The following is a 14,943-nucleotide window of genomic DNA, read 5'->3' on the forward strand; positions in this document are numbered from 1 at the left end:
AAGTTCGTCTTATTATTTGAATATGAATATATTTAGTGGATGTCTTTTATCCTGATATTGAAGATTTGAATATTCAATATCAGGATTGTAGGAGTCAAGGCGGATAGATTAGTCGTGAATAGCTAAAAATCGGTGAATCGCTCGTAGTACATGCTCCGGCTTTTCGGCATGAACCCAATGCCCAGCATCAGCAACCACCCAAGCTTTGGCTTGAGGAAACTGAGCTGCAATGCTGTCGCGGTACTCGGCTTGCACATAGGGTGAGTTTCCGCCGGGGATCAGTAACACGGGTTTATCCCATGCAGGCACTGTTTTCCACCCGATGATCTTTTCATAGTTAGCTTTGATTGCCGAAAGGTTGAATTTCCACTCACCTTGTTTAAAGGATTTTAGTAAGAATTGAATGACACCTTCTTCGGGAATGAATTTGCGCATAATGCCGCTAGCCTCTTGACGGGTTTTAGCGTGCGCTTGAGTTGTTGCTTCTAGCGCTGCAATAATTTCGTCATGGCGGCGAACGTTGTAAGCGACAGGTGCGATATCGATGGCCACAATTTTTTCGATGAAATCAGGTGCTATTTCACTGGCAGCCATGGCAATTTTTCCACCCATAGAATGTCCAATAAGAATGGCATTGTCGTAACCAAGGGATTTTACGAGTGAAATCACATCTTCGGCCATCTGTTGGTATTCCATTTCGTCAGAACGAAATGAGTCACCATGATTGCGTACATCGATTTGAATAGTATCGAAATAGTTTTGTAAGTCACGACCTAAAACACCTAAATTATTCAGGTCACCAAAGAGTCCATGGATCAAAACGACGGGGGTGACGGTGATCGGATTTTCAGGTTTATGGATTGTATAATTGAGTAATTCGGTCATATTTGGACTACGATTGATGTTGTTTGTCAGATTGAAGACTTATCATGGCATGGTGATGCCAAAAAACCAAATCTGTATAATCATAACAAGGTAACCTACTGAAATCCCATGAAACTTAACTCGTTGTTTGTTTTAAGTTATTGAAATTTTAATTGTTTTGTTTTTTTTAAATCTGGCTTATAATCTGGCGCGAATTTTAGATTAAGAAAGTACTGGGAAAAAATGAAAACGATAGAAGTTGATGAAGAGCTTTACCGCTATATTGCAAGTCACACACAGCATATCGGTGAAAGTGCATCGGATATTTTACGCCGTATGCTAAATTTCAAATCCGCGCAGCAGCCAGTACCCGCAAAAGAAGTGAGTGTAGCACCGTTAGCACCGCAAGATGCGCCGGTGATGAATACCAAGGTGGTTGCTCAAAACCCTGTGAGAGTGATCAGAGAATTATTATTATCTGATGCTTATGCAGAGAAAAATAAGGCGATTGATCGCTTTATGCTAATTCTTTCAACGCTATATAGCTTAGATGCGAAAAGCTTTGAGAGCGCAACAGAATCCATGCATGGTCGTACCCGTGTTTATTTTGCGGGTGATGAGCAAACATTACTGGCCGCGGGCAAGCAATCAAAACCTCGCCATATACCCGGCACGCCGTATTGGGTGATCACTAACACCAATACCAATCGCAAGCGCAGTATGATTGATGCGATTATGCAAGAGATGAACTTCCCTGCGAATGTCATCGAAAAAGTTGGCAATACGATTTAACTTTGGTAAATACAATTTAACCTTAGTAATACTATCTAATCTCGATAGTCATCTAAACATTGTGAAGTCACTGGTGTTTCACGCTAAGCATCAGTGCTTTGGGAGATAACAAGTGGCAATTCATGAACGAGCAGGGCAGCTTCCATTTCAAAGTGATTTGATTAACGTTGCTCAGTTAACGGCTCAATATTATACCCAACAGCCAGATCCCGATGTGTCTTCTCAGGCTGTTAAGTTTGGGACATCTGGGCATCGTGGTAGCTCACTGCGTAAAAACTTTAATGAAAACCACATTCTGGCAATCGCTCAAGCGATAGCGGATCTGCGTAAGCAGCAAGGGGTAACAGGGCCTTGTTATGTGGGTAAAGATACCCATGCGCTGTCAGAAGCCGCCTTTATGTCGGTGATTGAAGTATTAGCCGCTAACCAAGTTCATGTTATTGTTCAAGAAGATAACGGTTTTACCCCAACGCCGGCTATCTCCCACGCGATTTTAAGCTATAACAAAGCACATCAAGACGTTGCTGATGGCATCGTAATCACACCATCCCATAACCCACCAGAAGATGGCGGGATTAAATATAATCCAGCTAACGGTGGTCCTGCAGATACAGATTTAACCTCGGTTATTGAACAGAATGCTAATCAGTTACTTGCAGCCGATCTGGATGGCGTGAAGTGCTTAGATTTTGCTGATGCCATGGCCAGCGGTTTTGTCACAGAACAAGATCTGGTGATGCCATACGTTCGCGCGCTCGGTGAAGTGGTGGATATGCAAGCTATCCAAAAGTCAGGGTTAAAAATCGGTGTCGACCCTCTGGGTGGTTCCGGTATTGAATACTGGAAAAAAATTGCAGAGTATTATCAATTAGATATTGAAATTGTTAATGACCAGCTAGACCAAACATTCCGCTTTATGCCATTAGACCACGATGGTGTGATCCGCATGGACTGTTCATCCCGTTGGGCGATGGCAGGCTTGCTGGGCATGAAGGAAAAGTTTGATTTAGCGTTTGCGAACGATCCAGATTATGATCGCCACGGTATTGTCACCCCAAGCGGGTTAATGAATCCTAACCACTATCTTGCTGTTGCTATTGATTATCTATTCCAACACCGCCCTCAATGGGGCAAAGAAGTTGCTGTAGGTAAAACGTTAGTTTCCAGCGCCATGATTGACCGTGTTGTTAATGATATTGGCCGTGAACTCATTGAAGTGCCTGTCGGTTTTAAATGGTTTGTGGATGGTTTATTTAACGGCAGCCTTGGTTTTGGTGGTGAAGAGAGTGCTGGCGCTTCATTTTTAAAATTTGATGGCACGCCGTGGTCGACGGATAAAGACGGCATTATTTTATGCCTACTGGCTGCAGAAATTACAGCCGTAACAGGGGAAAATCCTCAGCAGCGTTATAATAAACTTGCTGAAAAATTTGGTGCTCCAATCTACAGTCGTATCCAAGCGAAAGCGACCCACGAGCAGAAAGCTAAGTTAAGCAAATTATCACCAGAAATGGTATCAGCGGACACATTAGCGGGTGATAAAATCACTCAGCGTTTAACGGCGGCTCCGGGCAACGGTGCATCAATTGGTGGGTTAAAAATCATGACTGACTATGGTTGGTTTGCCGCTCGCCCATCAGGTACTGAAGAAGCCTACAAAATTTACTGTGAAAGCTTCCGTGGTGAAGAACATCTTCACTTGATTGAGAAAGAAGCGATTGAAATCGTCAGTAAAGTCATTAGCTAATTATTGTCTTTAAAGCGGGTGGTAATCGCCCGCTTTTCATCATTAAATCCCCGACTACAAAATAAAGCAGATTCGAGATTTTATCCCCTTTTTAGCACACATTACTTCATAAAATTGCGGTAGCTGATTCTGTGACGCTATTAACAAAATTGTTTTCTTTTTTTACCCTTCAAATTTGACCTTTTGTTTTTGTCATCGATACGTAATAACCGTTGCAGCTAGTGGCACGGAATGATACAACTTTAGGTATCTGAGTGATGTTAACTAACAATATTGAAGGTAGGTAAGGTCAATGAGTCAGGTTTATAATTTTAGCGCAGGGCCGGCAATGTTACCCATTGAAGTCATGCGCCGTGCAGAGCAAGAATTTTGTAACTGGAAAGGTTTAGGGGTTTCTGTGATGGAAGTGAGCCATCGCGGGAAGGATTTTATTGAAGTTGCGAAAGAAGCAGAACAAGATTTACGCGACTTATTAAATATCCCTGATAACTATAAAGTTTTATTCTGTCATGGTGGTGCTCGTGCTCACTTTGCCACACTGCCAATGAACCTGTTAGGCGATAAAACGACAGCTGACTACATTGTCAGTGGCTATTGGTCGGAATCTGCGGCGAAAGAAGCTGCAAAATATTGCACACCGAATGTGATTGATGTCGTTCAAGAAAATAACGGTGTTGTCAGCATCAAACCAATGAGCGAATGGCCATTAAGCAAAGATGCAGCCTATGTTCATTATTGCCCGAATGAAACCATTGGTGGCTTAGCTATCCATGAAGAGCCTGATTTCCCTGCGGACAAAATTATTGTTGCTGACTATTCATCTGCGATTTTATCTAAACCTATCGATGTAAGTCGCTATGGTGTGATTTATGCCGGTGCACAGAAAAATATTGGTCCAGCAGGTTTAACGCTGGTTATCATTCGTGAAGACCTACTAGGCAAAGCTTCACCTCAAACGCCATCTGTTTTCGATTACACGGTACTTGCGCAATATGAATCCATGTTCAATACTCCGCCAACTTTTGCTTGGTATTTAGCGGGTATGGTTTTCAAATGGTTAAAAGAGCAAGGCGGATTGCAGGAAATTGCAAAACGTAACTATGAAAAATCACAGTTACTGTATAGCGCAATTGATGACAGTGAATTCTATATTAACCGCGTCGCGGTAGAAAACCGCTCTTGGATGAACGTACCATTCCAAATGCAAAACCCTGCACTGGATGCAACATTTATCGAAGATGCTAAAAACCAAGGGTTATTATCACTAAAAGGCCACAAGGTTTCTGGCGGAATGCGTGCATCTATTTACAATGCGATGCCGTTGGCGGGTGTTCAGGCGTTAGTCGACTTTATGGCTGATTTTGAACGCCATCATGCCTAATTTATGATGTACTAGTAGTCAAGCCGATTTGCTCAGGAAGAACGAGTCGGCTTATTAATTTAAATAACGATAAAAAAGTAGCAAATCACATCGGAGAAATCACTTTTCATGCAATCCCTGACATTACAACCAATTTCTTCAATTAATGGCACCATTAATCTGCCGGGATCAAAAAGTGTCTCCAACCGCGCACTTCTATTAGCCGCCATGGCAAAAGGTACCACAGTACTGACTAACTTATTAGACAGTGATGATATTCGCCATATGCTGAATGCATTAAGCCTACTAGGTGTTAAATATCAATTATCTGAAGATAAAACTCGTTGCCAAGTTGAAGGGATAAATGGCTGTTTATCTCATCAAGGTGAGCTTGAGATCTTTTTAGGTAATGCGGGCACAGCGATGCGTCCATTAACAGCAGCACTGTCATTATGCGCAAATAATATTGTGCTGACAGGCGAGCCTAGAATGAAAGAGCGCCCAATTGGTCACTTAGTTGATGCTTTAAGAGAAGGTGGTGCTGATATTGATTATCTTGAACAAGAAAATTACCCTCCGATGCGCTTAAACGGTGGCTTTGTTGGTGGGAATATTTCCGTAGATGGCTCGGTTTCTAGCCAATTTTTAACCGCATTACTAATGGCAGCGCCTTTAGCTTCACAGGACACGGTAATTACTATTGCGGGTGATTTGGTTTCCAAGCCGTATATCGACATTACGCTGGCATTAATGAAAACCTTTGGTGTGGATGTTGAAAATCATCAATACCAAAAATTTGTGATTAAAGGTCAGCAGCAGTATGTATCCCCGGGTGAGTACCTTGTCGAGGGGGATGCGTCTTCCGCTTCCTATTTCCTTGCAGCAGCAGCGATTAAAGGTGGCGTCGTTCGAGTCACTGGGATAGGTCGCAACAGCTTACAGGGTGATACGAAATTCGCTAACGTTTTGGAAAAAATGGGCGCAATTATCCGCTGGGGGGATGATTACGTTGAATGTGAGCGTGGCACTCTGAACGGCATTGATATGGATATGAACGCTATTCCCGATGCAGCGATGACTATCGGAACGGTCGCTCTATTTGCAAAGGGCGAGACAGTTATTCGTAATATTTATAACTGGCGAGTAAAAGAAACAGATCGCTTATATGCAATGGCGACCGAACTGCGTAAAGTGGGCGCGGAAGTAGAAGAAGGGCATGATTTTATCCGTGTTGTACCACCAGCCCAGATAAAACACGCTGAAATCGAAACCTATAATGACCATCGTATTGCGATGTGCTTCTCATTGGTAGCGCTTTCCGATACCCCTGTGACGATTCTAGATCCGGGTTGTACAGCAAAAACTTTCCCTGATTATTTCCAGCAACTCGCACGATTAAGTCACTAACTGAATTGGATTGGTTGATTAACATCAATGTGTTATCAACCAATTTTTTCCTTTCATTTTCCTTACCTTCATCTATTTTTATTTGTAACAAACTCACCTGCGTATTTCACAATATCGATGAGTAGGTATAATACTCCCACAGATTTTAATTGCGGGTAGCTGAAGCTATTTGCAGGAAAGGAGATTTTTTATGGTGGCTATCGCCCCTGTAATCACCGTTGATGGACCAAGCGGAGCGGGTAAGGGTACTCTTTGCCAAGCATTAGCAAATGAATTTGGATGGCAATTATTAGACTCTGGTGCGATTTACCGCGTATTAGCGTTAGCGGCTCTGCATCACCACGTCGATATTCAATCTGAAGATGCTTTAGTGCCTTTAGCTGCAAATTTAGATGTGCGTTTTGTACCTGAAGAAAATCGTTTAAAAGTTATTCTCGAAGGTGAAGATGTGTCTAATGAAATTAGGCAAGAAACCGTCGGGAACACCGCATCTCAAACAGCCACGTTCCCACGCGTGCGAGAAGCACTGTTAAGACGCCAGCGAGCATTTAGAATGATGCCCGGTTTAATCGCTGATGGCCGTGATATGGGTACGGTAGTTTTTCCTGATGCGCCAGTGAAAATTTTTCTGGATGCCTCCGCCGAGGAGCGAGCTCATCGCCGGATGAAGCAGTTGCAGGAGAAAGGGTTTGATGTTAACTTTGAGCGACTTTTGACCGAAATTCAAGAGCGCGATTATCGGGATCGTAACCGTCCGGTTGCTCCTCTTATTGCCGCTAAAGATGCGTTAGTGCTGGATTCCACAAGTATGTCTATTGAGGAAGTTATTGAAAAAGCACGCACCTACGCGAAAAAAATTCTACAATTATCGTGATAATAGGCTTTATTTTAGCTTATAATTAGATAATATACGCAATTACCTCCATGCTGGTTATTTTCTAACATGGTTAAAACCTTGCGACAAGGAATGTTGTGGGGTATGTGAAACAACCCCATTTGGCGGGATGCTAGATGGACGTTAATATAAGACACTTGAAGATCATTAATATGACTGAATCTTTTGCTCAACTCTTTGAAGAATCCCTGCAGAATATTGAAACTCGTCCTGGTTCTATTGTACGCGGTACAGTAGTTGCTATCGATAAAGACGTAGTCCTGGTAGACGCAGGTCTTAAATCAGAATCTGCTATCCCAGTAGAACAGTTCAAAAATGCTCAGGGTGAGCTGGAAATCCAAGTTGGCGACGAAATCGATGTAGCTCTGGATGCAGTAGAAGATGGTTTCGGTGAAACTATTCTGTCTCGTGAGAAAGCTAAACGTCATGAAGCATGGCTGATGCTGGAAAAAGCTTACGAAGAAGCTGAAACTGTAACTGGTGTTATCAACGGTAAAGTTAAAGGTGGTTTCACTGTAGAACTGAACGGCATTCGTGCTTTCTTACCAGGTTCACTGGTAGATGTACGCCCAGTTCGTGATACTACGCACTTGGAAGGCAAAGAGCTTGAGTTCAAAGTAATCAAGCTGGATCAGAAACGCAACAACGTTGTTGTTTCTCGTCGTGCTGTAATTGAATCTGAAAGCAGCGCTGAGCGCGATCAACTGCTGGAAAATCTGCAAGAAGGCATGGAAGTTAAAGGTATCGTTAAGAACCTTACTGACTACGGTGCATTCGTTGATCTGGGCGGTGTTGACGGCCTGCTGCACATCACTGACATGGCTTGGAAACGTGTTAAACACCCAAGCGAAATCGTCAACGTTGGTGATGAAATCAATGTTAAAGTTCTGAAATTCGACCGTGAGCGCACTCGTGTTTCTCTGGGTCTGAAACAACTGGGCGAAGATCCTTGGGTCGCAATCGCTAAACGTTACCCAGAAGGTACTAAACTGACTGGTCGCGTTACTAACCTGACTGATTACGGTTGCTTCGTAGAAATCGAAGAAGGCGTTGAAGGTCTGGTTCACGTTTCAGAAATGGATTGGACTAACAAAAACATCCACCCATCTAAAGTTGTTAACGTTGGTGATGTTGTTGAAGTTATGGTTCTGGATATCGATGAAGAACGTCGTCGTATCTCTTTAGGCCTGAAACAATGCAAATCTAACCCATGGCAGCAATTTGCTGAGACTCACAACAAAGGCGACCGTGTTGAAGGTAAGATCAAGTCAATCACTGACTTCGGTATCTTCATTGGTCTGGACGGCGGCATCGATGGCCTGGTTCACCTGTCTGACATCTCCTGGAACGTTGCAGGCGAAGAAGCAGTTCGTGACTACAAAAAAGGCGACGAAATCGCAGCTGTTGTTCTGCAAGTCGACGCAGAGCGTGAGCGTATCTCTCTGGGCGTTAAACAGTTAGCTGAAGATCCATTCAACAACTACCTGGCAGCAACCAAGAAAGGCGCAATCGTTACTGGTAAAGTAATCGCAGTTGATGCTAAAGGTGCAACTGTAGAGCTGACTCTGGGCGTTGAAGGTTACCTGCGTGCATCAGAAGCTTCACGTGACCGTGTTGAAGATGCAACTCTGGTTCTGAACGTTGGTGATGATGTTGAAGCTAAATACACTGGTGTTGACCGTAAAAACCGTGTAATCAACCTGTCTGTTCGCGCTAAAGACGAAGCTGATGAGAAAGACGCTGTCGCAGCTGTGAACAAGCAAGAAGATACTGCATTCGGCAACAATGCAATGGCTGAAGCTTTCAAAGCAGCTAAAGGCGAATAATTAAGTGGGGGTAACTTCGGTTACCCCTTTGTATCGGTAGTTTAGGGAGGTACTATGACCAAGTCTGAATTAATTGAAAGACTGGCTAGCCAGCAGTCTCATCTTTCAGCGAAAACCGTTGAGGAAGCTGTAAAGGAAATACTTGAGCATATGGCTGATACGTTAGCTGAAGGCGAGCGTATTGAAGTCCGTGGATTCGGCAGTTTTTCTCTTCACTACCGTGCTCCACGCGTTGGCCGTAACCCAAAAACAGGTGATAAAGTGGAACTGGAAGGTAAATATGTTCCCCACTTTAAACCAGGTAAAGAGTTACGCGACCGTGTAAATATTTACGGCCAATAATCGACTGTAAATCTTAATTATTACTATAAAACAGCGCCTATATTGATATAGCGCTGTTTTTTTTATTTCTGCAATCTCCCCTTTCAATTTTCCCTATATTTCTCTCGAGCACCTTAATTAATCCATCATTTGTGGCTATTTTTGCGAAGCGCTTCGCAGCTCAATTTTTAATTCTTTTGCATTACACATTATTTTGGAATCACGCTTTAAATTTTTACTTACAGGGTTATTGAATCCCAGTGGATGCCTTTAACTTATCTGCACAGAAATAATCGTGGGTAGGTTTAAGGTCAATGGGAAACTATAGCCAGTATTACCAAAATACGCTCTCTTATATAGAAGCCTCTATTGCACTGATTATCGGTACGTTACCGCTACTTTTCTTGCAAAATATTCCTAGTTCTAGTCACTATTTAGTGGTCGGTATTATTCTGCTAGTCACTTTGGTTATTATTTGGCGCAATAAGCGCATTCGATTTTTGGCATTAATGGGAGCGGGGTTCCTTTGGGCTTGCTGGCATGGTGTTGAAGTGCGAAAGAAAATCGACTTTCTAAGTAGTGCTCATCGGCAATGGGATATTACGATTGTTAGCATTCCACTCAATCAGGATGATGCTAAAAAGAGAGCGAGAATAGACAGAGTCGATGGAATACGAATTTTTCCTCCGCTCTATGCTTCATGGAATTTAAAACAAAATAATCATGAAAAAGTCTGTGCAGGGCAGCAATGGCGGGTTGTTGGCAAGCTAAATCCTGTTCATGCTTCTCTGAATGAGGGCGGATTTGATCTGCAAAGGCATTTCATTGCTCAACGAGTCATCGGTACACTAAAAGTCAAACAAGCAGTACAAGTTGGTCAGCAATGTTCTCTACGGCAAAAAATTATTGACCAGTTCGACGAAATACTTTCGACACGACAAAATCATGGAATTATTTATGCGTTAATGTTTGGGGAAAGAGGAAGGCTTTCTGTCGAACATATACAATTATTGCAATCAACAGGATTGACACACTTGATCGCAATCTCTGGATTGCATATTGGAATCGCCTATTTAATTGGTTACTTATGCGCTCGCTTATTGCAATTTTTCTTACCTGTTAAATGGATAGGTGAGAATTTACCATTATTTTCAGGCGTTATATTTGCCTTACTCTATGCTTGGTTGTCGAATTTTGCGATTCCAGCAACTCGCGCTGTATTTGCATTGCTACTTTGGATTTATGTTCGTAAGCAGCCATTTTTCTGTTTTCCGTGGCAATGGGCGTTATGGAGTATTGCTGGGATTTTATTGTTTGATCCTCTTGCCATCCTTTCCGATAGCTTTTGGTTATCAAGCTTTGCTGTGTTAGCTATTCTGTATTGGTTTCGTGTTTTTCCCATTTCGTCTACGTTGAGTTGTCATCCAATCATGGGAAAAATAGTGCCACTAATTCATCTGCAAATTGGTTTATTGATTTTACTAATACCTATTCAAGTATTGTTGTTTAACGGCATTAATGTCATGAGCTTATTTGCAAACTTATGGTTTGTGCCTCTTATTACTTGGGTAGTAGTACCCGTTATTTTTAGCACGCTATTGTTGCCTCTTAGCGCTTGGCATAATGTTGCTTTCGGATTAATAGATAATATCCTTGAGTTTGGGCTAAGGCCGCTGACATATTTAAGCGGGTTTTGGACTGAAATTAACACAATGTCTATTTACACCGTGTTTTTTTGTTGGGTATTTGCTTTTATTATATTATTTGGTTGGTATAAAAATTACCTTGGTTTATTAAGTTGCATTGGTTTTTTATTATTTTTCACTAAGAGCCAAAGCCAGCACGAAGAGCATGACTGGTGCTTAACCATGTTGGATATTGGGCATGGGCTTGCTGTGGTTATGGTGCAAAATCAACAAGGGATTTTATATGATACGGGAAACCGCTGGCGTGATGGAAGCAACGCTAAACGGCAAATTATCCCTTTCTTAAAGCATCATCAAATCACGCCTATTAACGTAATTTTAAGTCACAATCACCTTGATCATACTGGTGGTATCTCCGATTTAATTGAAGCATATCCATGGTTAAATCTACGTAGCAGTTTTGGTCAGCTCAATCATCTTCCTTGTTATCAAGGACAACGTTGGCAATGGGGAATGTTAAGGTTCGAAGTATTGTGGCCCGAGAAATTAGCTGAGATATCGCACAATAATGACTCTTGTGTAATTCAGGTTAGTGATGGGCATCGGCGACTATTGCTTACGGGTGATTTGGAAAAACAAGGTGAAAAAAAGCTAGTATTACAAAATGATGGGCAGCTCAAAGCGGATATTTTATTTGTTCCTCATCATGGGAGTAATACATCTTCTACACCGTTATTTATACGAAAAGTACAGCCAACGTTGGCACTAGTTTCCTCTGCGAGATATAGCCCATGGAAAATACCATCAGATAAAGTCTATTTGCGCTATGCTAAAAAGAATATTCAGTGGCTAAATACGGCGGAGGAGGGGCAGGTAACAATATGTTTTAAAAAAGAAAAAATGGAAATTTTGCGTTACAGAAAAGAAATTAATCCACGTTGGTATCATCTGTGGTTTGGTGATCGCCAATTTCCCTTGTAGAATAGTGCGCTTACATTAAGTCTGGTAATAAAAGCATGAATGATCAAGACCTATCGACAAAGCAAACATTTAAGCGCCTATGGCCAACCATTGCGCCTTTTAAAATTGGATTAGTTGTTGCAGCAATTGCTCTTATCATCAACGCCGCAGGTGATGCGTTTATGATTTCTTTATTGAAACCATTATTAGATGACGGTTTTGGTAAAGCGGATAACAACACATTGAAGTGGTTACCGTTGGCAATTTTGGGCTTGATGATCGTGCGTGGATCTTCAAGTTTCGTCTCTACATACTGCGTTTCTTGGGTGTCAGGAAAAGTAGTGATGAGTATGCGCCGCAAATTATTTGGTCATATGATGGGAATGCCGGTGAGCTATTTTGACCAGCAATCCACAGGGACTTTATTATCGCGTATTACCTATGATTCAGAGCAGGTTGCATCTTCGGCATCTGGTGCTCTCATTACCATTATTCGCGAAGGAACTTATATCATCGCGTTATTTGGTATTATGTTTTATAACAGCTGGCAATTGTCGTTGATTTTGATTGCTATTGCTCCTGTCGTCTCTATCACCATCCGCGTAGTTTCTAAGCGTTTTCGTAAAATTAGCAAAAACATGCAAACGGGTATGGGACATGTGACGACTAGCGCTGAGCAGATGCTTAAAGGGCATAAAGAAGTCCTCATTTTTGGTGGGCAGAAAGTCGAAACTGAACGTTTTGATAAAGTCAGCAATAATATGCGCCGTCAAAATATGAAGATGGTTAGCGCCTCAGCTATTTCTGATCCTATTGTTCAGATGATTGCCTCTTTTGCATTAGCGTTTGTTTTGTACGCAGCAAGTTTCCCTGAAATTAAAGAGCAATTATCACCAGGTACGATAGGTGTTGTTTTCTCGTCCATGTTTGCGTTAATGCGCCCACTTAAGTCTCTAACTAACGTTAATGCGCAATTCCAGCGTGGAATGGCAGCTTGCCAAACGTTATTTGCGATTTTAGATACTGAAAAAGAGAAGGATGAAGGAACGAAAGTTCTGACTCAAGTGAAAGGTGATATTGAGTTCGACTCAGTCACGTTTACTTATCAAACCAAAGAACACCCTGCACTAGAGGATGTTTCTTTTACGCTTCCTGCAGGCAAATCCGTTGCTTTAGTGGGGCGCTCGGGTTCAGGTAAATCGACCATCGCTAACTTAATTACCCGCTTCTATGATATCGATAAGGGCAGTATCCGTATTGATGGGCATGATATTCGTGATTACACCTTAGAGTCATTGCGTAGCCAAGTGGCTCTGGTTTCCCAGCACGTATATTTATTCAACGATACTGTTGCAAATAATATTGCCTATGCGACAGACGGGCGATATAGCCGAGCAGAAATTGAAAAAGCCGCTGAAATGGCTTACGCCATGGACTTTATACAAAAGCTGGATAATGGCTTAGATACGATGATTGGTGAAAATGGTGTGATGCTTTCCGGTGGTCAACGCCAGCGTATTGCAATTGCTCGTGCATTATTACGTGATGCGCCAATCTTGATTTTAGATGAAGCAACATCCGCTCTGGATACTGAATCAGAGCGTGCAATTCAAGCTGCGTTAGATGAATTACAGAAGAATAGAACTTCATTAGTTATTGCTCACCGTTTATCCACTATTGAAAATGCGGATCAAATATTGGTTGTACAAGATGGGCATATCATTGAACGTGGTGACCACTCAACGCTATTAGCGAAAAATGGGGCATACGCACAATTGCATAGGATCCAATTTAAGAATGATTGAGCGAATTTGGTCCGGTAAATCATGGCTCTATATTTTGTTGCTTCCGTTATCCTTCCTGTATGGATTGATAACGTTAGTGCGTCATATCGGCTATAAAACCGGATTACTTCGCTCATGGAAAGCTCCTGTACCTGTTGTGGTTGTGGGGAATTTAACTGCAGGGGGAAATGGAAAGACCCCTGTGGTTATTTGGCTAGTTGAATCGCTCATGAAACAAGGTGTTAGTGTTGGGGTTGTTTCTCGTGGGTATGGAGGTCAATCTGACCATTATCCACTAGTGTTAGATCAAACAACAACGACGGCAGTTGCAGGGGATGAGCCAGTTTTGATTTATCATCGTACTCATGCGCCTGTTGCAGTGGCACCAAAACGTAGTGATGCCATTAAAGCATTACTCGATAACTATCAATTAGATATTATTGTTACAGACGATGGTTTACAGCATTACGCATTGCAACGTGACTATGAAATCGTTGTCATTGATGGGCAGCGTCGTTTTGGTAATGGCTGGTGGTTACCCGCTGGGCCAATGCGTGAACGTGCAGGGCGATTAAAAACAGTGAATGCCTTGATTGTAAATGGTGGTATTCCTAACCCAAATGAAACACTGATGTCCCTAGAAGGGGAAATGGCAGTGAACTTAGCTACAGGCGAAAAATGCGCAGTCACTGAGCTTAACAATGTGGTTGCGATGGCGGGAATAGGTCATCCACCTCGTTTTTTCTCTTCTTTAGAAAGCAAGGGATTAACGCTCATTAATACCCATGCATTTTCTGATCATCAAGCTTATAGCCAGCAGCAACTCGCCCCTTTAGCAGAGACAAGTCAAAATTTGCTAATGACTGAAAAGGATGCGGTCAAATGTCATTCCTTTGCACAGGACAATTGGTGGTATCTTCCTGTGGAAGCGAATTTTGATAAAATAGGCGAAAAACGAATCTTAAGTGAAATAAAATCACTTATCTGAAATAAAACAGCTTGCTTTTAGGATTAATTTCAGATAATAATACCTGCAATGTGATGCAGATCTACTTATTATGTACCAAGTTGCAATACATTAATAAGTGGATTATTTGCTAGCTTTAATTTTACGACCCGTTCTTGAGTTAGTCACTTATCCTCGCAAGACACTACTTACTCTACTATTTCGTGTTGTCATCATAATGTCAAAATAGACTGTTAAGTTCACGGTAAATGTGTGGTGCCTGAAACCTACACTTGGGTCGTTATAAGATATGCATAAACATTTGATGCATAAATTGGTTAAGTTAATTACTCTTAATTATGTTAATAGATTGGCTTGAATAGATAGTTCAGAAT

11 protein-coding genes are annotated in these 14,943 nt (G+C 42.0%); 10 read left to right on the forward strand and 1 reads right to left on the reverse strand.

Annotated features, from left to right (window positions below; genetic code table 11):
• Nucleotides 1-108 precede the first annotated feature (108 nt).
• A complete protein-coding gene (gene ybfF / locus JK188_RS11460; protein WP_036951782.1) occupies nucleotides 109-885 on the reverse strand; it encodes an esterase in 777 nt (258 codons plus the stop codon).
• A gap of 222 nt (nucleotides 886-1,107) precedes the next feature.
• Between ybfF and seqA the strand changes: the two genes are divergently transcribed.
• The 10 genes from seqA to lpxK all read left to right on the forward strand — a co-directional run bounded on the left by seqA (nucleotide 1,108) and on the right by lpxK (nucleotide 14,590).
• Nucleotides 1,108-1,656 carry a replication initiation negative regulator SeqA gene (gene seqA / locus JK188_RS11465; RefSeq protein WP_154604253.1) on the forward strand — a complete coding sequence of 183 codons (549 nt, stop codon included), beginning with the start codon at nucleotides 1,108-1,110 and terminating at the stop codon, nucleotides 1,654-1,656.
• A gap of 112 nt (nucleotides 1,657-1,768) precedes the next feature.
• The gene (gene pgm, locus JK188_RS11470) at nucleotides 1,769-3,403 is read left to right on the forward strand and encodes a phosphoglucomutase (alpha-D-glucose-1,6-bisphosphate-dependent) (RefSeq protein ID WP_211885122.1); all 1,635 of its coding nucleotides are present in this window, start codon (nucleotides 1,769-1,771) and stop codon (nucleotides 3,401-3,403) included.
• A gap of 292 nt (nucleotides 3,404-3,695) precedes the next feature.
• Complete coding sequence (gene serC, locus JK188_RS11475) at nucleotides 3,696-4,784, forward strand: 3-phosphoserine/phosphohydroxythreonine transaminase (protein ID WP_211885124.1); 1,089 nt, start codon at nucleotides 3,696-3,698, stop codon at nucleotides 4,782-4,784.
• Nucleotides 4,785-4,892: 108 nt separating this feature from the next.
• Nucleotides 4,893-6,170, forward strand: coding sequence for a 3-phosphoshikimate 1-carboxyvinyltransferase (gene aroA / locus JK188_RS11480; RefSeq protein ID WP_132494482.1), 1,278 nt, complete (start codon nucleotides 4,893-4,895; stop codon nucleotides 6,168-6,170).
• 190 nt (nucleotides 6,171-6,360) lie between these two features.
• A complete protein-coding gene (cmk, locus tag JK188_RS11485) occupies nucleotides 6,361-7,044 on the forward strand; it encodes a (d)CMP kinase (protein ID WP_036951769.1) in 684 nt (227 codons plus the stop codon).
• A gap of 173 nt (nucleotides 7,045-7,217) precedes the next feature.
• A complete protein-coding gene (gene rpsA, locus JK188_RS11490; protein WP_006662163.1) occupies nucleotides 7,218-8,891 on the forward strand; it encodes a 30S ribosomal protein S1 in 1,674 nt (557 codons plus the stop codon).
• Nucleotides 8,892-8,945: 54 nt separating this feature from the next.
• Complete coding sequence (ihfB, locus tag JK188_RS11495) at nucleotides 8,946-9,233, forward strand: integration host factor subunit beta (RefSeq protein WP_006657810.1); 288 nt, start codon at nucleotides 8,946-8,948, stop codon at nucleotides 9,231-9,233.
• A gap of 293 nt (nucleotides 9,234-9,526) precedes the next feature.
• A complete protein-coding gene (locus JK188_RS11500) occupies nucleotides 9,527-11,839 on the forward strand; it encodes a DNA internalization-related competence protein ComEC/Rec2 (RefSeq protein WP_211885125.1) in 2,313 nt (770 codons plus the stop codon).
• A gap of 35 nt (nucleotides 11,840-11,874) precedes the next feature.
• Nucleotides 11,875-13,623, forward strand: coding sequence for a lipid A ABC transporter ATP-binding protein/permease MsbA (gene msbA, locus JK188_RS11505; RefSeq protein ID WP_036951762.1), 1,749 nt, complete (start codon nucleotides 11,875-11,877; stop codon nucleotides 13,621-13,623).
• The gene (lpxK, locus tag JK188_RS11510) at nucleotides 13,616-14,590 is read left to right on the forward strand and encodes a tetraacyldisaccharide 4'-kinase (RefSeq protein ID WP_211885126.1); all 975 of its coding nucleotides are present in this window, start codon (nucleotides 13,616-13,618) and stop codon (nucleotides 14,588-14,590) included. The genes msbA and lpxK overlap by 8 nt, the downstream gene beginning before the upstream one ends.
• Nucleotides 14,591-14,943: the final 353 nt, after the last annotated feature.

Origin of the sequence: Providencia sp. JGM181, assembly GCF_018257375.1 — a bacterium.
Classification (GTDB): Bacteria; Pseudomonadota; Gammaproteobacteria; order Enterobacterales; family Enterobacteriaceae; genus Providencia; species Providencia lanzhouensis.